Source organism: Haloferula rosea, from assembly GCF_016595525.1.
GTDB classification, from domain to species: Bacteria; Verrucomicrobiota; Verrucomicrobiia; order Verrucomicrobiales; family Akkermansiaceae; genus Haloferula; species Haloferula rosea.
The window spans coordinates 265,200-288,559 of record NZ_JAENII010000002.1; the positions used below are offsets into that span (position 1 = coordinate 265,200).

Annotated in this window: 18 protein-coding genes and 2 tRNA genes; 8 read left to right on the forward strand and 12 right to left on the reverse strand. The window is 59.7% G+C overall.

Features of this window, described 5'->3' with window-relative positions:
• Positions 1 to 4: 4 nt before the first annotated feature.
• Genes JIN81_RS03170 through JIN81_RS03185 form a run of 4 tightly spaced genes read right to left on the reverse strand, consistent with a single transcriptional unit; the run spans position 5 to position 6,562 of the window.
• A complete protein-coding gene (locus JIN81_RS03170; protein ID WP_200276259.1) occupies positions 5 to 796 on the reverse strand; it encodes a hypothetical protein in 792 nt (263 codons plus the stop codon).
• Positions 768 to 2,348 carry a S8 family peptidase gene (locus JIN81_RS03175; protein ID WP_200276261.1) on the reverse strand — a complete coding sequence of 527 codons (1,581 nt, stop codon included), beginning with the start codon at positions 2,346 to 2,348 and terminating at the stop codon, positions 768 to 770. Before JIN81_RS03175 ends, JIN81_RS03170 begins: the two co-directional genes overlap by 29 nt.
• Positions 2,349 to 2,391: 43 nt before the next feature.
• Positions 2,392 to 3,108 (reverse strand): hypothetical protein, encoded by a 717-nt coding sequence (locus JIN81_RS03180; RefSeq protein ID WP_200276263.1) that lies wholly within the window; start codon positions 3,106 to 3,108, stop codon positions 2,392 to 2,394.
• Positions 3,109 to 3,157: 49 nt separating this feature from the next.
• Positions 3,158 to 6,562, reverse strand: a complete 3,405-nt coding sequence (locus JIN81_RS03185) for a helix-hairpin-helix domain-containing protein (RefSeq protein ID WP_200276265.1) — start codon at positions 6,560 to 6,562, stop codon at positions 3,158 to 3,160.
• Between the two features lie 182 nt (positions 6,563 to 6,744).
• On the opposite strand from JIN81_RS03185, the gene JIN81_RS03190 reads away from it, so the two are divergent.
• The 3 genes from JIN81_RS03190 (at position 6,745) to JIN81_RS03200 (ending at position 8,809) form a co-directional block, all read left to right on the forward strand.
• The gene (locus JIN81_RS03190) at positions 6,745 to 8,214 is read left to right on the forward strand and encodes a PLP-dependent transferase (RefSeq protein ID WP_200276267.1); all 1,470 of its coding nucleotides are present in this window, start codon (positions 6,745 to 6,747) and stop codon (positions 8,212 to 8,214) included.
• Between the two features lie 197 nt (positions 8,215 to 8,411).
• Complete coding sequence (locus tag JIN81_RS03195) at positions 8,412 to 8,636, forward strand: hypothetical protein (protein WP_200276269.1); 225 nt, start codon at positions 8,412 to 8,414, stop codon at positions 8,634 to 8,636.
• A 99-nt stretch (positions 8,637 to 8,735) separates the two neighbouring features.
• Positions 8,736 to 8,809 (forward strand) — tRNA-Ile (locus JIN81_RS03200).
• Between the two features lie 51 nt (positions 8,810 to 8,860).
• Here the strand turns inward: JIN81_RS03200 and JIN81_RS03205 are convergent.
• Positions 8,861 to 9,469 (reverse strand): HAD family hydrolase, encoded by a 609-nt coding sequence (locus JIN81_RS03205; RefSeq protein WP_200276271.1) that lies wholly within the window; start codon positions 9,467 to 9,469, stop codon positions 8,861 to 8,863.
• Complete coding sequence (locus tag JIN81_RS03210; protein ID WP_200276273.1) at positions 9,466 to 10,569, reverse strand: MGDG synthase family glycosyltransferase; 1,104 nt, start codon at positions 10,567 to 10,569, stop codon at positions 9,466 to 9,468. Before JIN81_RS03210 ends, JIN81_RS03205 begins: the two co-directional genes overlap by 4 nt.
• 74 nt (positions 10,570 to 10,643) lie before the next feature.
• Here JIN81_RS03210 and JIN81_RS03215 point away from each other — a divergent pair, with 74 nt between their 5' ends.
• Positions 10,644 to 11,735, forward strand: coding sequence for a hypothetical protein (locus JIN81_RS03215; RefSeq protein WP_200276275.1), 1,092 nt, complete (start codon positions 10,644 to 10,646; stop codon positions 11,733 to 11,735).
• Positions 11,736 to 11,778: 43 nt separating this feature from the next.
• Positions 11,779 to 13,962, forward strand: a complete 2,184-nt coding sequence (locus tag JIN81_RS03220) for a sulfatase family protein (protein ID WP_200276277.1) — start codon at positions 11,779 to 11,781, stop codon at positions 13,960 to 13,962.
• Here the strand turns inward: JIN81_RS03220 and ald are convergent.
• On the reverse strand, positions 13,959 to 15,071 hold the full coding sequence (gene ald / locus JIN81_RS03225) for an alanine dehydrogenase (RefSeq protein WP_200276279.1): 1,113 nt from the start codon (positions 15,069 to 15,071) through the stop codon (positions 13,959 to 13,961). The two genes, JIN81_RS03220 and ald, sit on opposite strands and share 4 nt — an antisense overlap.
• Positions 15,072 to 15,261: 190 nt before the next feature.
• On the opposite strand from ald, the gene JIN81_RS03230 reads away from it, so the two are divergent.
• Together JIN81_RS03230 and JIN81_RS03235 are read left to right on the forward strand one after the other, a co-directional pair.
• Positions 15,262 to 15,337 (forward strand) — tRNA-Thr (locus tag JIN81_RS03230).
• Positions 15,338 to 15,445: 108 nt separating this feature from the next.
• Positions 15,446 to 16,918: a leucyl aminopeptidase gene (locus JIN81_RS03235; protein ID WP_200276281.1), complete on the forward strand. Its 1,473-nt coding sequence runs from the start codon at positions 15,446 to 15,448 to the stop codon at positions 16,916 to 16,918.
• 9 nt (positions 16,919 to 16,927) lie between these two features.
• Here JIN81_RS03235 and JIN81_RS03240 read toward each other — a convergent pair whose 3' ends face one another.
• The 4 genes from JIN81_RS03240 to JIN81_RS03255 all read right to left on the reverse strand — a co-directional run bounded on the left by JIN81_RS03240 (position 16,928) and on the right by JIN81_RS03255 (position 21,048).
• Complete coding sequence (locus tag JIN81_RS03240; RefSeq protein ID WP_200276283.1) at positions 16,928 to 18,121, reverse strand: KamA family radical SAM protein; 1,194 nt, start codon at positions 18,119 to 18,121, stop codon at positions 16,928 to 16,930.
• A 61-nt stretch (positions 18,122 to 18,182) separates the two neighbouring features.
• On the reverse strand, positions 18,183 to 19,409 hold the full coding sequence (locus JIN81_RS03245; protein WP_200276285.1) for a type II toxin-antitoxin system HipA family toxin: 1,227 nt from the start codon (positions 19,407 to 19,409) through the stop codon (positions 18,183 to 18,185).
• Positions 19,406 to 19,717: a helix-turn-helix domain-containing protein gene (locus JIN81_RS03250; protein WP_325100835.1), complete on the reverse strand. Its 312-nt coding sequence runs from the start codon at positions 19,715 to 19,717 to the stop codon at positions 19,406 to 19,408. The genes JIN81_RS03245 and JIN81_RS03250 overlap by 4 nt, the downstream gene beginning before the upstream one ends.
• A 53-nt stretch (positions 19,718 to 19,770) precedes the next feature.
• Positions 19,771 to 21,048, reverse strand: a complete 1,278-nt coding sequence (locus JIN81_RS03255; protein ID WP_200276289.1) for a replication-associated recombination protein A — start codon at positions 21,046 to 21,048, stop codon at positions 19,771 to 19,773.
• Positions 21,049 to 21,215: 167 nt separating this feature from the next.
• Between JIN81_RS03255 and can the strand changes: the two genes are divergently transcribed.
• Positions 21,216 to 21,854 carry a carbonate dehydratase gene (gene can / locus JIN81_RS03260; RefSeq protein WP_343217929.1) on the forward strand — a complete coding sequence of 213 codons (639 nt, stop codon included), beginning with the start codon at positions 21,216 to 21,218 and terminating at the stop codon, positions 21,852 to 21,854.
• On the opposite strand, the gene JIN81_RS03265 is transcribed toward can, so the two are convergent.
• On the reverse strand, positions 21,834 to 23,342 hold the full coding sequence (locus JIN81_RS03265; protein WP_200276294.1) for a sulfatase family protein: 1,509 nt from the start codon (positions 23,340 to 23,342) through the stop codon (positions 21,834 to 21,836). The genes can and JIN81_RS03265 overlap by 21 nt on opposite strands.
• Positions 23,343 to 23,360 lie beyond the last annotated feature (18 nt).

The following is a 23,360-nucleotide window of genomic DNA, read 5'->3' on the forward strand; positions in this document are numbered from 1 at the left end:
GATGCTACCAGCGACCGATCAGGAAGGTGGGGACCACCGCCGTCCGTTCCCCGCGGTGCACCTTGGCTTTGCCGATGTTTGCCTTTGGAACGTTGGTCTCGAGGCAGGGAGATGATTCGGAAGGAGGGGCAAGAAGCGGCTTGGTGGGAATGAGGAACCAGCCGGTTTCCTTTTTGCCGCCCCATGGGTCGAAGTAAGTGAAATCGAAGTTGGAAGTGCGTCGGGGGATCCTGTCCGGCACGCGGACGATCGTGACGAAATGGGTCTGAAGGGCCTGCCACTGTCCTTTCCTGAACACATAGCGGCGCAGGCTGATCACCGGGGGGAAACCGTTCTTGAGGGAGTTTCGCATCCGACTGTGGACACGGCCGACCAGCTTCTCGGGAGATTCCCTGCCAGTGAGTAGAAGGCTCTCGAGCTTCGGCGAAGGTTTCGCAGCCAAGGCGGAAAGCTCTCCGGCGATCGAGTTGAGGTCTTCGACGTTCACGCCTTCGCGGGTCCAGCGTTTCCGGTCCTTGAGGCTCGTGGATGGGCGAAGCCCATGGGCACGGATCATGTAAAGAAGCTTGGCTTTATCGCTTGATCCGGGGATGGCGGTGGCCACTTCCGTCCACGACTCGTCACCGCATCGGAATGATGTGAGAAGGGCGGCGGGGCCACAGGCGTTGCCGGCAATGTCCAGTTGGTTGACCGGACCGGCGACTGCGTTTGGAGCCCATCGGTCGTCTGCGGTCGCCCCAGCGACAAGTGAGACGAGGATCAGCAGTCTATGGAGATTCCGCAGCAGGGTGAACATCAACGCGAACGTTGTTTGACACATTCTGGTCGACCGAGCCACCTGAAACCCTTGCCGTGGATTGGACGGTCACATCAGTGCCGGTGTTGGGGAGTGGAATCTCAAAGGTGGTAACTCCTCCGGGAGGGAGGCTCGTCACGTTCATCTGCTGTAATCCGGAAGGCGTGTTCACAGTGACGGGTGCATTGATGATCTGAGTGGTTCCACGGTTCTGGACCGTCACCTGGACGATGGGGTTTCGCTGGGCATCGACGGTGAAGTAGTTCGATGCCACCGCCAGATCAGTGTAGTCCGAAGTACCTTGGCGCTGGACGCGGCCCAGATCGATGTAGCCTGAGCCATAGGCAGGGTCGTAGCCTGGAGCTCCGCCGTCGTTTGCCTGAGCGGTCAGAATCTCCAATGCCGAGGCGGCGGTCACATTCCGGGTCGACATGACCGCTGCGAGGGCGCCGGTAACCACGGGAGCGGCAGCGGAGGTGCCGGTGAAACTGACAGTTTGGTTTTCGATCCACGCGGAGGTGAGGGCAAGGCCGGGTGCGGTGAGGCTGATTTCGCCACTGTTGGAGAAATCGAGATGGCTTCCATTCGCATCGACCGCGCCCACTCCGACGACCTGATCATAGGCGGCGGGGTAGGAGACGGAAGCGTACCCGTCATTCCCTGATGACGCGACGATGACGACGCCTGCTGCTGCGGCATATTCGACCGCTTGTTGGAGCGAGGGGCTATGGCTGCGGGAACCCAATGAAATGTTGATCAGGTCGACCCCGGCGTCGGCGGCTTCGATGATCGCCTGAGCAAGGACGAAGGTATTCGATGACCCTTGGTCGTCGGCAATGCGGTAGGAGAGGATCGTCGCGTCGGGAGCCAATCCGAGTTCACTCGCGATGATGGAGGCGACTGCAGTGCCGTGACCATTTTGCTGCGAAGCATCGGCTGGCAGCTCAACCAGCTGCTCCTGGATGATCCGATTTGTGAACTGGTCGTTGGTCCCCACTCCGGTATCCAGAACGGCGATTTTGATGCCTTCGCCCCAACCCGCTTGGTCACCTTGAATTCCAAGCCACTGGCGGAATCCGGTTCCAAACCCCAGTGCTCCTTCCTGGACCGTGCCGGATCCCGGGATGTTGGCGGGGAAGATGTATTCCTGCTCGACGTCGTCGCCGAGTAGGCCTGCCAATTGGTCGGCATTGAGAAATCCGACCCGAAGAAGATTGAGGGAGTCAATACGACCGAGGTTGATGACGCCCGTGCCCTCAATGCTTCTGAGAAATGCCTCGAGACTTGCCCGGTCCGAGAAGCGCAGCACGCGTTGATTGGTCAAGGCTCCAGCATTCATGGCCGCATGGTCCGGCTTGTAGCCTTCCCGCGCCCGCTCACGGATTTTGGTCCGGAACGCACGATCATTTTCCGGCCGGGGCGTCGCCCGCTCGGTGAGTCGGGGAGCAGCCGAATTTACCGGGGTGGTGGCCGAGTTCCCCAATCGGTATCCAAGCCACGATCCTGCCGCGAGCACGGCAATTACGAGAACCCATCGGTAGACCGACTTCATATGGGGAGACTAACCCCGAAAAGGGATCCAGGTAGCGGAAAATCTATTGTTCGCCCGGAGGTGGGCCCAGGTCGGCTGGTTCCGCATCTTCGTAGTGATTGAGGCGGGGGAGACCACTCCCTGGATCGGGGTAGACGATGACGAGGTCACGCTTTCCTTCCACCGACCGCCAGGCGTTGTTATAGAAGCCGGCGAATCCCTTGTCGGAGGCGTATTCCGCAAGAACCGGATAGCGGTTGAAATCATCCAGCCGATTGATTTCATCCACCAGGCGTGATTTGCCGGGGTTCAAGCCGATGGCCCTGGCGCCATTGTGTTCGCCCATGTGGAAGCGAACCGCCTTGCTGTGGAGGTTCATGAGGCGCACGGCTCCGTAGGGGAAGTTCCTGGTATCGTCGGCCAGCGCGACAATCCTGTACGGGCTCTTCTCCGGCGTCGGCGAAGGCAGAAACAGAAAGAGCACCTTGGACGAATTTGGCAGCTTGATTCCAGGCAGGGCCTTGTAAGGGACCTCCGGATCTTCGTTTGGCAGCGAGAACACGCCCGCCGAGTCGGTGGCCCGCATCTTGAACGGTTCGGTCATGGCGGAAGTGAAGAGAGGCACTTCCACCATTTCGTCCTTCTTCTCGCCAGGCGCGAAGACCGATTTCACATCGCCAACATACTGGAAACACAAGGCTCTGGCCTCAATCAACGCGTTTTCTTGAGCATGAAGTCCAAACGAAAGGACGATGGCGGTGACACAGGAACGAAAGAACATGTCGTGACGGTGGGCCAAGGTGGGCAAGGCTGCAAGCGGGTTCAGGCCCTCAAACTTCCTCGGGAGCAAGCCAGCGGAAGCCGGTGATCACGAAGCGGCGACCGAACAACTGATTGGCCTCAGTGGTAGGTTCCTCATCTGCGGCGTCCGTTTCGTCCACGTAATCCACCGTGCGTTGCACGATTGCCTCGCACCATGCCCGGGCCTTTACATTGCCATTGCTGTCCACCGCATCTCCGTAGGCCCGCACGCGGAAGGTATCGGCCCGCACCGTGAGAATCTGTCCGACGGACGAGAGGATGTCGCCCTGGGTGAGATAGCCGGGGGCTGCGACGGCATTGTTGCCATGCATGGCTTCAGGAAACTCGTAGCCGGAGTCGCGGGTTTCATTGTCACCGTATGACTCCGAATCGTCGGTGAAACCGGAGTTGATCGATGTGCGGTCAATGGCCGCCTGCAGGGCACCCTTGAGAGCCTGATCGGTCTCGCTTCCTGGTCGACGATTGACGAAATCTGCCATCGAGAGGAATGGGCCACGGTCGCGGACCTCCTTGACGATTTCTTCAGCGAGCTCGCGGATCTGGTCGTCAGCGAGGGTCCGGAAGCCCTTCCAGCGGAGTTCCCGGGCACCGAGTCCACCCGCGCTTTCCTCCACCGGGCGGCCCGTTGCGCGGCGCATCCGGCTGAAGGGGTTTTCAGCATCTTCGACCGTACCCCAATCCCCGTTGTTTTGCGCTCCACCGACTCCATCGTAGTATTCGACGGTTTCGTTGTTGAGCGACGACAACAAGGTGATCCATGCATCGACGGAGGTTGAGTTCACGTTGAAGGGACCATCGACCACCATGTGGGCAGCCGACTTCAAATAGCCTTCATCCGAGGTGACCTCCTGAGCTGCATCGGAAGCTTCCAACTTTGAAGCAGGAAGCAGGCGGGGGTTGAGCAGGTTCTCCTCGCCATTGAAGAAGGCTTGGGCGACCTGGCTTGCTTGGCGCGTTGACCCCATGGAGGCACCACCATGCTCGGCGATGGTTGAGAAGTAGTAGGCGTCCCAAAGGGTCGAGTTGGCCATCCATGGATGGTCGATGAGCGTGTAGCCGGCATTGCTCCGGTGGGTCACCGAGGTGGCCGGAATGAGGGGATTGGCGAAGGATTCACCCACGGTGTAGTTGTTGCCTCCCATGAAACCCTGAGGTGCAAGCTGGGCGTGGCGAAGCTGAGCGATCGACTGCAGGGGCAGAGAGGGAATCTCATACATCGGTGCCGCTTGAATGCCGTTCAGGTTTGAGCGGGAAGTATGCGAGTAGGTACGGTTGGTAAGGGGATCGTGCTCGATGGCAATCGATGGGTCCCATGGGATCATCCGCATTTCGTGGGTGTGCTGATCCAACTTCTGGTCTGCAAGGTCGATGACGCACATGTTCGAGGACTGGGAGCCCACGACCCATGGCTTGGAGGGGGTTGCCGAATCCAAGGTGGTCTTGCCTTCGAAGGTGAAGATGGCGAATGGTTTCACGCGGCTGTAGTCCTTCACCTTGTCTGAGGGACGCTGATAGAGCTCCGTGGTCCGGTAGGGACGTTGCAGTCGCGCAGGGAAGACGGTGTCGCCCCCCTTGTTCTGACTCATCGCATCGGTCAGGGTTTCTTCGTTGGAATAGTTCAACTCCAATCGACCGGCCCGCGTGCGCCGACCGCCTGAGACAAGCGAAATATCGACACCGAGTTTGTTGCCCGATGCCTGCGAAGGCATGGGGGCAAATTCGACGTCGACGGTATCGGTCGAGCGCAGGGAAATGATCCCCATGCCATCATCGTCAGAGGTCAGCATTTCATCAGGGGTCAACCAGTCGACCCAGAATCCCATGCCGGGAGCATAGCCGGGGGCGAGTGGCACGCTGACGGTTAGATTATCCTGCCAGTCGAAAATGCCCCCGGACTCGAAGCTGGAATCACCACTGACCGATTCGCCGAAGATCCGGGATTCTCCGGGTGCGAGTCGGATGGGCGCAGCCGTGGAGTCACTGTAGGTGCTCTTGATGTTCAGGCCGAATGCCTTGGCAACCTGGCTGTTCGTGTCGTGGTAGATGTAAAGCTGGTTGAAGTGAGCCAGCTGGGTCGTCTGGGCACGCCCATTGATGTAGAACTGGAACCCAATCGGCACATCTTCAAAATCGAGCCGCATCTCATCGATCTCCAACTCCACATTGTAAGGATTGTAGAGTGTGACGACCGGAGAGTAGATCATGTACAACATGTAGCGACGGCGGGAATCACCGGTCCGGTTCAGAATGGTGCTCGGCCATCCGCCGTGGGCGTCCTTCGTGATCAGTGAGAATTGAAGCTGGACGCGGGAAACCACCGGCATGAGTGGCGCACCACGTGGGGTCTGGGGCCGATTGTAGGCACGCTCACGTGGATTGTAAGCCGGGCCACCTCCGGAGGGGACCTGAGCCTCGATGCCATAACCACCTCCAGCACTAACGGTTTCCTTGTAGAGGGAAGCATACTCCGCGAGCTGTCCCCAATAGGGGTTGTTGGTCAGACGGGTGGCCTCGGGATCTTCATAAATCCGTTGGGTCGACATGCCCGCCGGAAGGTCGTCGGCCAATCGGCTGATATCCTTCTTCAATCCGCCGTTCGCGACGTCGGTCAGCAATCCCTGACTGAACACGGTCAGATCGTGCTGCTTCGGCCCGACCAGATCGGCGAGTTGATCGATGCGATCCGCCGATGAAATCGAGATGACACGTTCCTGCAAATCGCTGCCAAACCAGTCGAATCCGTCGAAGCCAGCAAGGCTCTCGAGACCGAACCGGGGCGCGGCTCCCATCAGGGCGTGATTGGCGTTCGAAATGTTTCTGGGCTTCTCCCGGACGAGGTTGATCTTGCTCTTGGCGCTCTCGTCAAAACCAGCCCATGCAAAGCGACCGCTCAGTTCGTTGCCTGCGTTTGAGGCGATGTTGACGGTGGTGGCTTCGACGAAGTCAGTCTGCGCAGCGGATGAGCCCAGAGAACCCTCGCCGACGAGTGTGACATCACCCGTGCCGGGCAGGGAGGTCCGGTCAGACTCATTTCCCGAACCGAGGTAGCCGAGAAAGAGATCATCGGCGTTGGCGGTTGGGTTTTCGTTGGTGAGTGCCGCGCTTTCCCACACGCCACTCAGGTGCCGGGGGGAGGCTCCGTCGTTGATGGTGGCAGGTGCGGTGATTCGCTGGTCGCTGCCCAGCTGTTTCTGAAGTTCTCCGACGGCAAGCATGAGGCCGAGGCGCGCGTTACTTCGTGCTTCCTGCATGGCGCTACCTTGGCTCGAGGCACGCAGACTGACCGTCGAGAGGCTCAAAAGCCCGATGGCCAAGAGGGACAGGAGCACCATCAGGCTGATGGTGATGACCAAGGCAAAGCCCTGATCTTGTCCCTTCTGGTTTCGCAATGTCTTGATTTGGTAGGTTTTCATTACTTCGCTGGCGTGAATATACGCGCTGTCATCCGACTGTAAATACAAATGCCATTCCTGTCGGAATGGATAAGGAGATCGCAGGATTGGAGTATTTCGTCGTGGAAAACGCATGATGGCCCCCTGCTCGAAAAATTGCCGCTTGCGCCCTCCATCCTTTCAACGGCAAGCAAAGGCGGTCCATGCGTGACTTTCGATCTTCACCGGCTGCTACTGAGAAGGATTTGGGTATTCCGCTGCCGGATTCACCCCACGCGTGCTCGGTGTGTCTACCCTCGTGGTCGTCCATCGTTGGCTACGAAGAGGGTCGGGGAAGAGTCATCAACCGGCTGCGTGCCGGGTATCCACGCTTCTTTCGCAACCCCTTGCTCGCCCGCTTGACGCTCCGAGCGGAGGAGGAACTCAAGGTGGATGGGGAGCACGCAGTGCTTTTCCCGACGAAAGGGGCGGCCCAGAAGGCCCAGCGCTGGATCGAGCGGCGGGCGCGAGTGGCTGCCAGGTCATCCGATTTCGAAGGACTTCAAGTGGTCATCGTGCCGGAATCCGCCGTCGAGACCGCTCGCCTCTATCAACGATACAGCGGTGAGATCGTGAGTAGCCGGATGGCTGAGGATCTTCTCAATGGTGGGCTGCAGACGGGTTCGAAGTCACATTTGCTCCGCCGACGGTTGGCTTCGATTTATGGTGCGAACCCTGCCGGGGTTCAGGTATTCGCCAATGGAATGGCCGCAGTGACGGGGGTGATGCGCTCTCTTCCCGGCATTGCAGAGGGAAAGAAAACGCTGCAGCTGGAATTCCCCTATGTGGACTCGCTCAAGGTTCAGGAGCAGTTTGGGAATGGTGTCGTTTTCCTGAACGAGGCGGAAGGGGAATCATTCGAGGAGGCACTGCGGAGGATCGAGCAGGGAGAATTTGCTGCGGTATTCACGGAGGTTCCAAGCAACCCGCTGTTACGGACGCTGGATTTGCCCGCGGTGTCGGCCGCCTGCCGCGAAGGAGGAGTGCCTCTCATTGTGGACGACTCGTCGGTCGGGCCGTTCAACGTAAAAGCGCTTCCATGGGCGGATGCGGTGACTTGCAGTCTAACCAAGTGGCTTTCAGGGGTCGGGGACGTCATGGGAGGCGCGGTGATCATTCGCGAAGATTCTCCCTTTGCGGACGAATTGGGTGCATCCCTTGCGAGGGAGTCTGAGGAGACCAATCCGCTCTACATCGGGGACAGCCAGGTTCTCTTGTCCAATCTCAAGGGTTACTCGACCCGCATGGAGGCTCCCAATGAGAATGCGCTTCAGCTGGTTGAGTTGCTGACCCACCACCCCAGCGTCGACCGCGTTTGGCACCCGTCGGTGGTCAATCGGAGCAAGTATGAAGTCATTCAGTCGCCGGGCGGGGGATATGGTGGTCTCCTCTCATTTACGCTGAAGAATTCGCGCAGGACCTCCAAAGTCTATGACGCGCTGGGTTTATCGAAAGGGCCGAGCTTTGGGACGACATTTTCATTGGTCAGTCCATATGTCATGCTAGCGCACTATGAAGAGCTGGACTGGGCCGAAGGCTGCGGCGTTCCGGCGCATCTCATCCGTGTCTCTTGTGGCAATGAGGATCCAACGGTCCTACAAACCGCCTTTTCTGACGCGCTCGACTTGGGTTAATCGTCGCTCCTTGGAACGAGGTGAAATCCTCGTTATTTGACGAATAAACGAGCACTTGCTGCCATATTGACAATTTCGCTTGCTTGGGATCGGAAATTCGCTGGAATGCGGTTGTCCAAAAGCTCTTTTGATTAGTTTTTGGGTGCACAAACTAACCATTTCAGGTTTCCTCAATGGGGTGCCTGTCATTGAAACGCATGAAACGCCAGCCCAAGCTTGCCCTTCGAGTCAACCACGATAACCCGAATCATCACCTGTGGAACAACCGCGGTGTGTGGTGGTGTCACCTGACCGTCCACAAGCCGGATGCGACCGCCGAGCGTCTTCGTTTTTCTCTCAAGACCCGCGATGTCGAACAGGCTCGCGAGCGCCGCGACAAGATCTTCCAGGACATCGCGGAGCACTACGAAATCGCTGCCTGATTCGGTTTCCGACAGGCGGGTTGATTGGCCTTGTGATTTGGTCGGCGGCAGGAGTATGACTCCGCCGCCGATTCGCGTTTTACGATGTTGGTATGCATCGGGCCTGTAGCTCAGTTGGTTAGAGCAGGGGACTCATAATCCTTTGGTCGTGGGTTCAAGTCCCGCCGGGCCTACCTTTTTGGAGGTTTCCAAGGAGTGCGTGATCCGCAGCACAATGTGTGCCCTCAGGAGCCCAGCGCCCCACGCAGCCAGTCCTCGAAAGCGGCGTGGTGATTAAGGTCGTACTGATGACTGTGGAATCCATGGGCGATGCCCGTTTGGATGTTGGCCCCGAGATCGTCGATGTAGAGGGTTTGATCCGGGTCCAGCCGGTGAGTGCGGACGACGGATTCGTAAATGGCCGGTTCGGGCTTCATCAAGCCGACTTCGAACGAATAGGTGCCACCTTCGAAGAGATCGAAGATGGCAAAGTTTTCCAGCATCCAAGGGCAGTGGATGGCGTTGGTATTCGAGAACAGGAGAAGCCGATGACCCGCTTGCTTGAGTTCCTCGACGACCCTCCACATCGGGAGATTTGGAGTGAAGACCTGACGCCAGGCATCCAAGAATGAGGCTTCGGTCACGTGAGGACCCAGAGCGTCCAGAGAGTGACTCAAGTAATCCTCCAACGGGAGATCGCCGCGCTCGAAGGCATCCTTGGGTTCCAGCACCCGAGCCAGTCTCGCAGGTCCATCCTCGCTTCCGGGCGGGATCAACGTCTCAAGCGAGCTTTCGAAGTCGAAGTCGAGCAGGACCTTGCCGATATCGAAGAGAAACGTCTTTCTTTGAGTCATGAGTGTCCGATCTGGTCGATGATGAAGCGGGCGGCGGCGAGCCCACCGGCATTGCGTCCGTGACGGTTGAGGGCCGTTTTCATCCGGCGCCAGCCTTGGGCGTTTTCGCTGAGCATGTCACTGATCTGGGTTTGGATGGCCTCGGGGCTCGAGGCCAGGGATCCACCCCCGATCTGCCTGAGGAGTTCAAGATTCCCTTCCTCCTGGCCGGGAACCAGGTGGTGGACAAGCATCGGGCAGCGGGCGGCGATCGCTTCGTGAACGGTGGCCCCTCCGGCCTTACCGACCACGAGGTGATGGCTGGCAAGTAGCTCGGGAACCTTGCGTGTCCAGCCCTTGATCCTCACGCGACCGGGGAACCGATCCTTGATCTCCTTGGCCCGCTCGTAAAGGAACCGGACGTTTCTTCCCAATACGATGGTCACCTTCGTATTCGGCGAGGCTTTAAGAATCGCTTTTGAGATCCGTCGCACGTGGGGAAGCTTGGGTGTGGCGAAGTAGAGGACGTCGAAAGAATCGACGGGGGAGTCCGAGGCGAGGACGGGAACCCTTGAAAACTTTGGATCAACGCAGAAGCCCGTATCGATGACTTGTCCGGGGTCGAGGGATTGCTCGATCATTCGCCGTCGGGTCTCGTCGTCGGTGACCAGCCAGGCGTTGGCCGGGGCGTTCAGCCAGGCGGAATTGATTTCGAAGGAATCCGTCACCACGGTGATCACGGGCACCGGTGGGCGGTCTACGAGGATCCGCTCGAGGAAGTAGGGGTAGAGTGGGTAGGTCGAGACGATGGCGTCGGGCTTGAATGCGTCGATCGAGCGCGCGAGTTCCTGCTCCGGACCACGCATGAGCGGGAGTCTCTGCTTGGAGAAATCGACATCTCCGGTCGAGCGATAGATGCGGTGCCAGAGCCGGGGGTGGTGGGTGGTGACGTAGCGGTATCCCTTGCACAGCAAGCGGGTGCTCCGGGGAGCTCCGATCATGCAGGGATCCTCCACCCGGCATTCGGCGCCCATCTCTTCGGCAGCGAGCGCCAGATTGCGGGCGGCGCTGTTGTGGCCCTCACCGAAGGCAGCTGTGACGATGAGAATCCTGACGGGCATGAGAACGGCGTGCGGGCTTTTAGGAGAAGCGAAGGATTGCGTCGAACTGCAAATGGGGTTTTCGTCCCTCCAGCGTGCCCTCTGGAAAGGACGAAAAGGAAGCCAAGCTGCGGGTAGTCGAGGAGGTGACTCACTCGGAGGAGGTGCTGCGCCTTGGTGAAAACGAAGTGGAGGAAGTCGCACGTGTCGAGGTGGCTCCACCGCCGGAGTTGACGACTCGATTGGCGACGGAGGAGGCGGAATTCGAGCGCCGGACCCACGAACCGGACATTGATGTCATCATTGATGATGCCCGGGAGAGCGAGGACCTGGAAGACGACTGGCAGGAAACCTCGACGCGGGGGCCGGTGCCCTACGGTTGGTTTGTTCTGATTTTCCTGGCAATCGGTGGCGCGGTTGCGTGGTCCGCCGGGTGGTTCTCCGACGAACCGGAGGTGGTTCCTGCCGATCTGGCACGGCAGGAATCCGTCGAGCGGATGGCGGAAGACGAAGCGGAAATTCGTGAAGCGACCGAGTTGGTCGAGATGGTGGAAGCCCGGGTCCGCCAGTATGCGGATGCGGATAGCTGGGAGGGCATGCTTCCCCATGTGAGAGATCGCTCCCGCGTGGAGCCGCTGATGCGTCGATGGTACAGGGAAGAAGACTTTGAACCCATGCCTTTCGGTCGACTCCTCGTCTTTCAACCTCTGGAGCTGGATGCCAGGAACTTCTTCATCGTCCGCTATGAGGTGAAGAAGAGCAACGAGGCCAAGAGTCTGTTGGTGGAAGACTGTGGAGACGAGGGGGTGTTCGTGGATTGGGAGACGGATGTTTGCTATCAGCCAATGCCTTGGGACCGGTATGTTGAGGAGAGGCCGGAGGGTGTGCTGCAGTTCCGGGTTCAGGTCGAACCGGACTATGCGGGGCTCTACAGTCATGAATTTCAGGATGAGAGCCGATGGTTGGCAATCCGTCTGACTGCGTTGGACTCGGATGAGTTCCTGGTCGGCTATGTGGAGCGGAGGGGAAAGGTGGAAGAGGAGATTCGGACCCTGATCGAAGACAACCAATATCGGCCGGTTTCGGTCGTGCTTCGACTGCGTGTCCCGGCGAACGTGAAGTCCTTGAGGGGCGTGGTGATCGAGGAGGTGGTGAGCAATCGATGGCTCATTCAGGAAGAGAAGTGACCCCGCTTGCGCCATCGGTGCTGGGGTGGCAGGGTGCCGCCGCATGGCATCGTCGGATTCACCGCATTTGAAGGGAGCTTGGAGGATCGCAGCGGGGATCTTCCTGTTTCTCGGGTTTCACTATGGGAGTGCGCTGTGGCGACTCGCGACGCGCACGGGAGGCATGGACAGCAAGTTCAGTCAGGTCGCGGTCGATGACTACCGGGGGTTCCTGATCAGCCAGAACCTTCTGGTCCTCGTGGCCTACCTCATTATCGGAGTCGTAGCTTGGCTCGTGCTGGTGCCCATGCTTTCGCGGCTGGCAGCGAAGTGGGCGACGTCATCCCGGTGGAAGTTGATCGGGATGACCGTTGTGGCGTGCGCCATCCTGCACGGCTATTTCATGTTCCGCCTGGTCGACTCCCGACCCTATTTCACCAGTGACGCTGCTTTCGGCACTTGGTACTACGCGGTACTGGAGCTTCCGCCCGAATCGTGGAAGCCCGTCATCCATCTGGTGCTATTCAAGATCCCGGTATGGATCACCGTGGTGGGGGTGACCGTGTGGTGGTGGCGTCAGTCGGGTCGCCTCGGACGCATCCTCATGTCGACCGCGGCCTTGGCCGTGACCGCAACCCTTGGAGTTCGCGTCATCGGAGTGTCATCCGGTGGAGGAGCAGTGGGGTCCGGAACGGGAGAGGCGATGAATGTGATTGTGATCGGCTCTGACTCCTTGCGTGGCGACAAGCTGGGCTATGCTGGCTACCGGCCCGCCCGGACCGACGGGGACGCGGGTGATGGCGTTTCCCCCCATATCGATCAGTGGGCTCAGGGAGCTGCGGTTTTCGAACTCTGTCGGACGCCGATCGGATCGACCCTCGAGTCGGGGATCTCGGCGATGACTTCCACCTACCCCCACACGCATGGAATCCGTCAGATGTTTCCTACCCGGGAGGAGGTGGAGGAAATGCAGCAGCGGACCACCCCCTTGGCCGAAGTCCTTGCCAATGAGGGTTACCAAACCGCGGCGGTAGGCGACTGGTGTGCGGGCTTCTTCGAATTGACTCCGTTGGGGTTTGAGAAGGTCAGTGTCTCCAGCTTCGACAGCTTTCAGATCTACATGAGCCAGGTGGTGTTCATGGCCCACTTCGTGGTCCCGATGTATTTTGACAACGAGCTTGGCTATCGACTGTTTCCCCAAATCCAGTCGTTCGCGCAGTTCGTGACTCCCGAGGTGGTGACCCGTCGGGTGGAGAAGATGATCGAGGAACAGGCATCACGTGAGGAACCGTTCTTCTGGAACGTGTTTTACTCCTGCAACCACCTCCCGTATCGAGCCGCGGAGCCTTACAATCGCCTGTTTTCCGATCCCGACTACAAGGGGCCGAATGCGACCGGGGTGGATTTCGACATTGATGCCTTCATTGGAGGCACCGATCTGGAGGACAAGTGGGCGGCATTGCCCGAGGAAGAGGCCCGGCAGATCCGGGCGCTTTACGATGGTTGCACCCGACAGTTTGATGACTGCTTTCAGCGGATCCTCGATGCGTTGGAGAAGCACGGCCTGCGGGATCGTACGATCATTGTCCTCACGGCGGATCATGGTGACGACCTGTATGAGGAAGGTGTCACGCTGGGGCATGGCCTCAGCTTCCAGGGCGGGGATGCGAGTTACCATGTGCCACTGGCGATCGATGTGCCGGGTCAAGGAGCACCTCGTTTCACGGAGTCCGTCAGGACCCTCGACCTTGCCCCGACGATCGCCGATCTGTTGGAGGTTCCGGTGCACGAATCGTGGGAAGGAGAAAGCCTCAAGCCGTGGTTGGACGACCCGGATCAGGCCACGCCACTTCCCTTTTATGGCGAGACCCAGTTTCCCTTCATCCAGTTCCGTGTCGATGGCGTGAAGCGTCCCCAACTGCCTCCGATGGACGGCCTGACGATGATTGATGCGGACTTCAACCATCAGTTTGTGATTCGTCCCGAGTTCCGCAAACCGCTGGTGGACTCAAAGCAGAGGTGCCTGCGGACCAGGGATTGGAAGCTGGTGTGTACGCCCACCGCCGGAGGAGAGCGCCACTACCAGTTATTCCATACGAAGTCGGATCCTGCTAGTACGAAGGATCTCGTTGATGCCCGTCCGGACGTTCTGGCGCCGATGCGGTCGGCCTTGGAACGCTGGATGGATGAAGGGGAGGAAACCCTGATTGGAGAGATGTTTCCCGAGGGGGAGCCCGCTGGCCGTTAGATCCCGAGGGCCTCTCGCGGGCTGATGGCCGTGAGGTCGTGGGCCTCGGCCACGGGTCGGCAGGTCAGTTGTCCTTCGAAACAGTTCAGGCCTCCGAGGAATTCCGGGTGCCTGCGGCAGGCTTCGTGCACACCTTCCGATGCCAGAAGTCCGGTCCAGCGCTGGGTCACGTTGCTGAGCGCCTGGGTGGCCGTGCGAGCGTAGGCGCCGGGCATATTGGCCACGCAGTAGTGGGTCACCCCTTCTTCGACGTAGGTCGGGGAATGGTGGGTCGTGGGTCGGGTCGTCTCGGCGCACCCCCCTTGATCGACCGCGATGTCGACGAACACGCTCTGCTCGGGCATGATACGCAGCATGTCGCGGGTGATGAGCTTGGGCGCCTTGGCGCCGGGAACCAGCACCGCGCCGATGACCAGATCCACTCGTGGGAGAAGTTCGCTCAGATTGGCTTCGCTGGAATACACGGTGCGCGCTCCATCCATGGTGATGTCGAGGAATCTCATGCGGTCGAAGTCGACTTCGAGGATGGTGACATCGGCACCGATTCCGGTCGCGACGCGGGCAGCGTTCACTCCGGCGGTGCCGCCACCGATGACGACGACCCGTCCCGGAGCCACTCCCGGGACTCCTCCGAGCAGGGTGCCACGGCCACCGGCATGCTTGGCGAGGTGGTAGGAGCCAACGATCGATGACATCCGGCCTGCGATTTCACTCATCGGCTCGAGGAGCGGGAGTCGTCCGTTGACCTCCACGGTCTCGTAGGCGATCGCAGTGCACCCCGTGGCGAGAAGCGACTCCGTCAGTGGCTTGGAAGCAGCGAGGTGAAGATAGGTAAATAGGGTGTGGCGAGGCTCGAGTAGTGCGATCTCAGAAGCCTGGGGCTCCTTGACCTTCACGATCAGGTCGGCGGCCTCGAAGACGGCTTGGGCGCTGGACGCAACGGTGACGCCTTGGGCTCCATACTGTTCGTCGCCATAGCTCGAGCCGTCGCCTGCTCCGGTCTCCACGAAGACCTGATGTCCCCGGCGCACCAGTTCGCCGGCGGCGCTTGGGATCATGGCGACTCGATGTTCCTGGGGTTTGATCTCTTTTGGGATACCGATTTTCATACGCGGAGGTTGGATGAGTGATTCTCGCGCAGCGTAGGCGGCCGAGTGGGCGGCGTCTTGACGAAATCGGGGTCGATGGTGGCAGGATTTACGCAAATCCGGCTCCGGACCGCAGCGGGTGAGATTCCGGCTTCATATTTGCTTGCCTCCGCGGGGCGCGAACGACAATTTCTCCCGGCCGTCAGGTAAAGCCCGTTTAGCTCAGTTGGTAGAGCGCCATCTTTGTAAGTTGGATGTCACTGGTTCAAATCCGGTAACGGGCTCCATTTTTTCCCTTGGCGTGAGTGCTTCCGCCGCCGCGCCAATTTTCGCCGGAGCTTCGCTGAACAAGGCTTCTTCTTGGCTGCGCTGGTCTCCCTGTATCCCGCTCATTCATGAAAATTCTCTTCGTTTCCCCGAAAAAGGCCGACTCCGGGTTGGCTGCGTTTCCCGTCTTCTCGAAAAATCGTCTGGAGGGTGTGGCCCGGGAGTATCGGAAGGATTCGAAAGGTCAGTTCGGTCGTTTGCTCAAGGCGGCGGGTTTCGAAGGCGAGGCCGGAACGAGGGTGATCCAGCATGTGCTGCAAGGGAGTCGCGCCGTCCTGCATTTGGTGGGATCCGGGGCACGTCGCGAATTTGATGCCGAGCGCTTCGGGGCTGAGGTCATCAAGGAGCATGGCATGGGGAATCATTTGTCCATCACGCTTCATCTCGATGGGTTCGGGTTGTCACCGGATGAAACGGCGCGTGCCGCCGTGGGTGCCAGACTGGCGGCCTATCAGTTCCTGAAGTATCGGACCACCGGAAGGGGCATGACGGCGACGAGTGTGAAAACGGTGCGGGTTTCCGTCGATTCTCCGGCCAAGGCCAGAGCGGCCTATCAGGGGTTTCATGGGCCGGTTTGCGATGGGCAGTTGCTTGCCCGGGATCTTGTCAACGAGCCAGCCAACAAACTCTATCCGAAGTCCTATGCCTCTCGTATCAGAAGGCTCGGCAAGCTTGGGTTGGAGGTCGAGGTTCTTGGCGAGAGCAAGATGAAGGCACTCGGAATGCACGCTTTGGTTGGTGTCGGGCAGGGATCGCCCCGCGAGTCCCAGCTGGTGGTGATGAAGTGGAACGGGGGTCGGAAGAAGGATAAGCCGGTCTGTCTGGTCGGGAAAGGAGTCACCTTTGACACCGGCGGAATCTCGCTGAAGCCCGGCGCCGGCATGTGGGACATGAAGGCCGACATGGGAGGATCGGCCGCGGTGGTAGGCGCGATGATGGCCGTCGCCGGTCGCAAGGCGAAGGCAAACGTGGTGGGCATCGTGGGCTTGGTGGAGAACATGCCCGACGGGCTGGCTCAGAACCCCGGCGATGTCGTGACCTCAATGTCAGGGCAGACCATCGAAGTGCAGAATACCGACGCGGAAGGGCGCCTGGTGCTGGCGGATGCACTGTGGTATGGGAAAACCAAGTTCAAGCCGAAGGCGATGGTGGATCTTGCGACGCTGACGGGCGCCATTCTGGTTGCGCTGGGGCATGAGCACGCCGGCCTTTTTTCGAACTCCGACACGTTGGCTAGTGCTTTCGTGAAGGCATCGGCCGCGTCGGGGGAAAAGACGTGGAGGCTGCCTTTGGATCCAGCTTACGACCGCATGATCGATTCCGCTGTTGCCGACATGAAGAACATCGGTGGCCGGGAAGCAGGCTCGATCACGGCAGCTCAGTTCCTGCAACGCTTCGTTGGCGATACGCCATGGGTCCACCTGGATGTGGCGGGCACGGCGATGAAGAATGCAAGAACCGACCCGCGGGAGACGACGCTTGGAACCGGTTTCGGGGTGCGTCTCCTGAATCAGTGGATCAAGGACAGCTACGAATCCTGACAACACCTGTCAGGAGCAGCAGGCGGATTGCTCCTTGAGGGCGATGAGATCGCTTTCGGGGGCCTCGCTCGGCTCTGGATAGGTAAAGGTTTCTCCCTCGTAGTTTCGCAGCGTCACCTTCTCGTGATCCCGCTGCAGGATGTAGTCTGGGTTCAACGGGATCTTGCCACCGCCACCCGGTCCATCGATGACGAACTGCGGGATGGCGTAGCCAGTGGTGTGGCCGCGCAGGCCTTCGATGATCTCGAGGCCTTTGGAGACCGATGTTCGCAGGTGCGATGAGCCTTTGATCAGATCGCACTGATAGAGATAGTAGGGGCGAACGCGGCACATGAGGAGTTTGTGGACCAGTGCCTTCTGCACCTCCACCGAGTCGTTCACGCCCTTGAGCAGGACGCTCTGGTTTCCGAGCGGCACACCAGCATCGGCGAGTCGCCCGAGAGCTTCCTGCACTTCGGTGGTGAGTTCCTTCGGGTGGTTCGTGTGGATCGAGATGAAGAGCGGGTGATACTTCTTCAGCATCTCGCACAGTGCCGGTGTGATCCGCTGGGGAAGGAAAATGGGGATTCGCGATCCGATCCGCACGAACTGGATGTGTGGAATCGCATGAAGCCGGCTGAGGATTTTCTCCAGCTTGGCATCGGAGAAGAGCAAAGGATCGCCCCCTGATAGAAGGACGTCACGAACTTGTGGTGTCTTCTCCAGATATTCGAACGCAGCCTCCCACTGGGTCTCCAGTTGCTGCTCTCCGACGCCTGAAACCACTCGGGAGCGGGTGCAGTAGCGGCAGTAGGAAGCACAGCGGTCGGTAACAAGGAAGAGGACACGGTCGGGGTAGCGGTGCACCAGTCCGGGAACGGGCATGTGTGAATCCTCGCCACACGGGTCGGCCATTTCCTCCGGGGCGGTCCAACCTTCCTCGAGGCGGGGGACGATCTGCCGCCGGATCGGGCAGTCGGGATCATCGGCATCGATGAGGTTGAAAAAATGCGGGGTCACCGACATGGCCAGTTTGTTGCCGGCCAGCAGCACACCGGCGCGTTCGACGTCGGTCAGTTCGATATGCTGCTCGAGGTCGGTCAGGGTGTTGACCCGATTCTTCAACTGCCACTGGTGGCTGTCCCAATCCGCCATGGCGTCTTGAGGCCAGTAGCCGGGAGCGTGTGAACGGAAGGTGGTGAGGTCGTCGTTTGGGGCGGCCATGCGAATAGACGGAGGTTAGGGCGCATCCTGCTCGTGTCAAATGGGGGGATTGCCGTGCCTGTTACCAGATGAGTCCGGGCATTTCGCCCGCCAACGTGCGGGCATGGGCTTCGGCAATGCCTGCTTTCTGAGCGAATTCGGGCCAGCGGCGCAGCGCTGCAAGGACCTGCTCGATCTGGTGGTCGATGCGCCTGAGCGACTGATCCCTGCCGAGTTCCCTCAGTTCGCGGATCCCCAGCTGGGTGAACGCTCCCATGATACCTGCAGCCCGGTAACCGGATCCGAGTGCGTAGGAGCTTCGTGTCAAGTCGTAGGCGGGGGAGAGCTTCCAGTCGCCCGAGGTGGTGAGCATGAAGGCGTGATTCCGCGAGTGGTCGTCATCGTTCGCGATGGCGATGTTGAACACGGCGCGGCGGAACATTTCCTCGATCTCGCCTTCGTCCCTGGTCAGCTCGCGGGTCAGATTCATGAGGTCGCGGTAGTCGATCAACTCCCGGACGGCGGTGTGGGTAAGCCCGGCGAAGCTGTGGACATGAAGCGGGGATTGGCCGTCGTGATCGAAGCGGCGGGCCATGAAGTGGGCTGCGCCTTGAGGCATTTCGTAGAGGCGTGTCTCGGGGACCCGAATACCGGCGGTTGCGGCCATCCTCGTGATTGCTTGTTCTTCCCGGCCGATCGGCTGGTCGGCATCGAGCTGGAACTTGATCATCCAGCGGCTGAAACCCTCCGGCGGGGAGGCTCCTCCTGCGACGAGACGGGAGAAGTCCTCGTTGAAAGCCACAAGCACTTTTGGCTGTGCTCCTCCGGGCGACAGACCTCCTCGAACGAGGGCGGGGAGGAGCTCGCTGGGTTCTCCTTGGGCGAGTTCGCGGGCTGAGCCGACGAGCTCAGTTACCGTCGTGGTCAGCGTTTCCCGGAAGGATGGGGCGGACAGGTCGGGCGCGTAGGAGAGGGCGCCGAGAGCGAACCGGCCCTGGCAGGCGAGCTTCTCGAGTGGCGTGACCTCATTCCACGGAATGTTCATTTCCAGAAAGTGGCGGCGCATGATGCGCAGGCCCCACCAGTCGGGCAGCGAGTCATCAAACAAGCCGAAGAGCGGGCTGAAGGTCGGGCTCGGGGTGCTCAGCGCCTCCCTGCGGTCGAGAGGCAGGAAAAGCGGCGACAGATCGATTCCGCGGCCGGGCCAATCCGGATCGAACTGGAAATAGATGCGGCCCCGGGCATCGTCGGCGAGTTGGCCAATTAGAGGCTCGTCGGGAAGGGCCTTGTAGCGGACTTCGAGTTTCATGACCTGCGACTACCGCGGAGGCGGGGTTTGCTCTCGAGTTGGTCGATGGATTCGACCGCCGGGGGGCTGCTGAAAAGTTCGCTAAGATCCGACTCGAGCCCGAGGATGACGGCGATCTTGGCCAGCCTCTGCAGGGAGCCTTTGCCTTCTCGCTCCAAGAGCTTCAGGGTGGAAATGCTCACCCCCGAACGCTCGGCCAACTCGGCTTGAGTCCACCCGCGAGCCAAGCGGTGGGAGCGAATTCGGCCTCCGATGTCCCGAATCAGTTGGTTCGGGTTTCGGTAGGTAAGGGTTGGTATTTTGTCCACTAAGGCAAAAATAGCCCATTAGAGATAAAATACGAGCTATTTATTGTGATGAACTAGGGGCCCTCGAACTGAGATCGCCAGTGGTCGAGGCGCTCCTTGATGCGCTTCTCAAGTCCATTCTCGGTGGGACTGTAGTAGTGTCGCCCTTCCGGCAGATAGGCCTGGGGCACGTAGCCGCCTTCGTAATCGTGAGAGTAGAGATACGAGAGCTTTTCGTCCTCGGTGCCGCTCGCTGAGGCGATCTTCTTCCGGGTTCTGGTGCGCAGATGCTCCGGAACGCTCAGTGTGCGGCCGTTCTCCACGTCCTTCATCGCCATGCCGAGGGCGGCGTAGGCGCTGTTCGATTTGGGCGCGGTCGCCAGATACACGGTGGCGTGGGCGAGGGGAATCCGTCCCTCGGGCATGCCGACAAACTCGAATGCCTGCTGGGCATCCATGGCGACCCGGAGGGCGTTCGAGTCGGCGAGACCGATGTCCTCGCTGGCGGAAATGACCAGTCGGCGGGCGATGAAGCGTGGGTCTTCGCCCGCAATGAGCATCTTGGCCAACCAATACAAGGCGGCATCGGGGTCGGATCCTCGGATGGATTTGATGAAGGCGGAGGCAGTATCGTAATGCGCGTCGCCATCGTTGTCGTAGACGATCGCCTTCTTCTGGATGGATTCCTCCGCCACCGCGAGAGTCAGGTGGATTTCGTCCTTTCCGTCCTCTTTTTTCGGGGTGGTCAGCACGGCCAACTCGAGAGCGGTGAGGGCTTTCCTAACATCGCCATCCGACATTTCGGCGAGATGGAGAAGGGCGTCCTCCTCCGCTTGGACGTCGAGCTTGCCGAGACCCCTTTCACTGTCTGTTAGGGCTCTTTGAAGGACGGGGAGCAGATCCTTGGATGAGACCGGTTCGAGCTGGAAGATCTGGGAGCGGGATACCAACGGGGAGTTGACGTAGAAGTAGGGATTGTGGGTCGTGGCACCGACGAACCGGACGGTGCCGCGCTCGATGTGCGGAAGGAGGACGTCCTGCTGGGCTTTGTTGAAGCGGTGGATCTCATCAATGAACAACAGCGTGGTTTGATTCCTCAGGTCGCGATAGGTCCGGGCTTGTTCGATCTTCGCCCGGATTTCGGCGACGTTGGATTCCACGCCGTTGAGGGACTCGAAGCGAGATCCTGTGGTGCGCGCGATGACGCTGGCGAGCGAGGTTTTTCCGGTGCCCGGTGGGCCGTAGAAGATGAGCGAGGTGAAGCGATCCGACTCGATGGCCCGGCGGAGCAGCTTGTGTTCGGAGAGGATGTGACCTTGGCCCGCAATCTCGGCAAGGCTGCGTGGGCGCATTCGTGCCGCCAGGGGTTCATCCGGGGCCGGGCCGCTCGGGGAGGGGGAATCCGGAAGGGTCTGGAAAAGGTCGGCCACGTCAGGATAGTAGCGGGGGGAGGTGGCAGTCCGGCAAGGCGGAAGATGAAGGGTTGCACTGACAGGCTGAGATCACCAATGATCGGGCTGTGGACAGTTTGAGTGAACTCATCGACAACAATCGGAAATGGGCAGCACGGAAGGTCTCCCAAGATCCTGAATTTTTCTCACGTCTGGCGAATCAGCAGAACCCTGAGTATCTGTGGATCGGGTGCTCTGACAGCCGGGTTCCCGCCAACCAGATTACCGGTTTGGCGCCGGGTGAGGTGTTCGTTCACAGGAACGTGGCGAATCTCGTGGTTCAGACGGATTTCAACCTGCTCTCGGTCCTTCAGTTTGCGGTCGATGTGTTGAAGGTCCGCCACGTGATCGTCTGTGGCCACTACAACTGCGGGGGGGTGAAGGCCGCCATGGACAACGCGCGGTTTGGTCTGATCGACAACTGGCTCAGGCACATCCAGAACATCCAGCGCCGGGGCAAGGCATCTTTGGACGGGTTGGATCCTGCATTGGCCGCGGATCGCTTGTGCGAAATGAACGTGGTGGCCAACGCCGAGAATGTGGCGCGGACCACCATCGTCCAGGACGCGTGGCTCCGAGGGCAGAAACTCGATATCCACAGCTGGATCTACCGGTTGGATACCGGTCTGATCTCATCGCTGCGGAATGCGATCAAAGATGATGCCAGCGTGCCCGCGGAGGGTGAGCTATGGACGGGTCCGGCCTGATTTCTTCAGCTTGCGGATGGTCTCTTCGAGTTCTTTGGCGAGTTCGGGGTGCTCGGTGATGATGTTCTTCTGTTCGCCGATGTCGTCGTCCAGATTGTAGAGCTGGGGTTTGACTTTGGACTTTGCATTGCCCGCGGTGATGTACTTCCAGGGACCCTTGCGGATGCCGATGGCGCGACCTGCCTCCTCGAGCATGAACGGGAGCCCCTTCTCGCTTTGACCCAGCAGGGCATCGAGGTTGTTGCGGCTGTCCGGTGCATCCGCTGGATCGAGTGGTATCTCGAGTAGTGCCGCGAATGAAGCGACGAAGTCGATCTGGTTGACGAGTGCATGGGACACCCCGGGTTTGATCTTGGCCGGCCAGGAAATGATGAAGGGGACGCGGGTTCCTCCTTCGTAAATCTGATACTTGCCGCCGCGATAGGGGCCTGACCCGTCGTGACCTTGATCCACTTCCTTGGTCGAGGTCCGGACCACGGTGCCGTCCTTGTATCCGTCGTCATAAACGGGGCCGTTGTCGCTGCTGAAGATGACGATGGTGTTCTCAGCGAGTCCTTCTTTCTCCAGTGCTTCCATGATGGCTCCGACCGACCAGTCGAACTGGACCATGGCGTCTCCCCGGTATCCAAGTTTGGTCTTTCCGTGGAAGCGGGGGTGGGGCGCGCGTGGGACATGGATATCCTGCGATGAAAAGAAGAGGAAGAACGGCTTGTCACCGCGCTTTGACAGATACTTCCGCGCTTGGTCGACGAATTCATCGGCCATCGTTTCATCGTTCCAGAGAGCGGATTTGCCTCCCACCATGGTGCCGATGCGCCCGATCCCGTTGATCACCGAATGGTTGTGGCCATGAGAGTTCGAGTAGTAAGTCATCGCCTCCGGATTCTTCCGGCCGTCCGGGTAGACGGTGCTGTTGTGGTTCTTCGGTGGGTTGCCGACATACAGCGGGTCGGCTGGATCCAGATTCACCACGCGATGATTTTCCAGATACACGCATGGAACGCGGTCGTTGGTGGAGGGGAGAAGGAATGAGTAGTCGAAGCCGATCTCAAGGGGGCCCGGTTTGACTTCGCCATTCCAATCGGTGGGGGTACCTTTTTTCCCGAGGCCGAGGTGCCATTTGCCAATGACGGCGGTGTCGTAGCCGGCCTTCTTGAAGACGTGTGGCAGCGTGAGGATGTCTGTGGGGATGCAAAGCGGGGCATCCGGGGGGAGGATGCTCACTCCCTTTCGGAAACCGTAGTGTCCGGTGAGCATTGAGAAGCGCGATGGCGAACAGGTCGCGGCAGAGCAGTGGCCATCGGTGAAACGCAGCCCACCTGCCGCCAGCTTGTCGATGTTCGGCGTCGGGATGAGCTTGCAGCCGTAGGCGCCCACATCGTTGTAGCCCACATCATCGCCGTAGATGATCACGACATTCGGCTTGGCCGCATTCGCGGCGTGGAGGACGGGTAGCAGGAGAGCAGTGAGAATCAGAGCGGATTTCATGATAGGAGGATGAGTGAT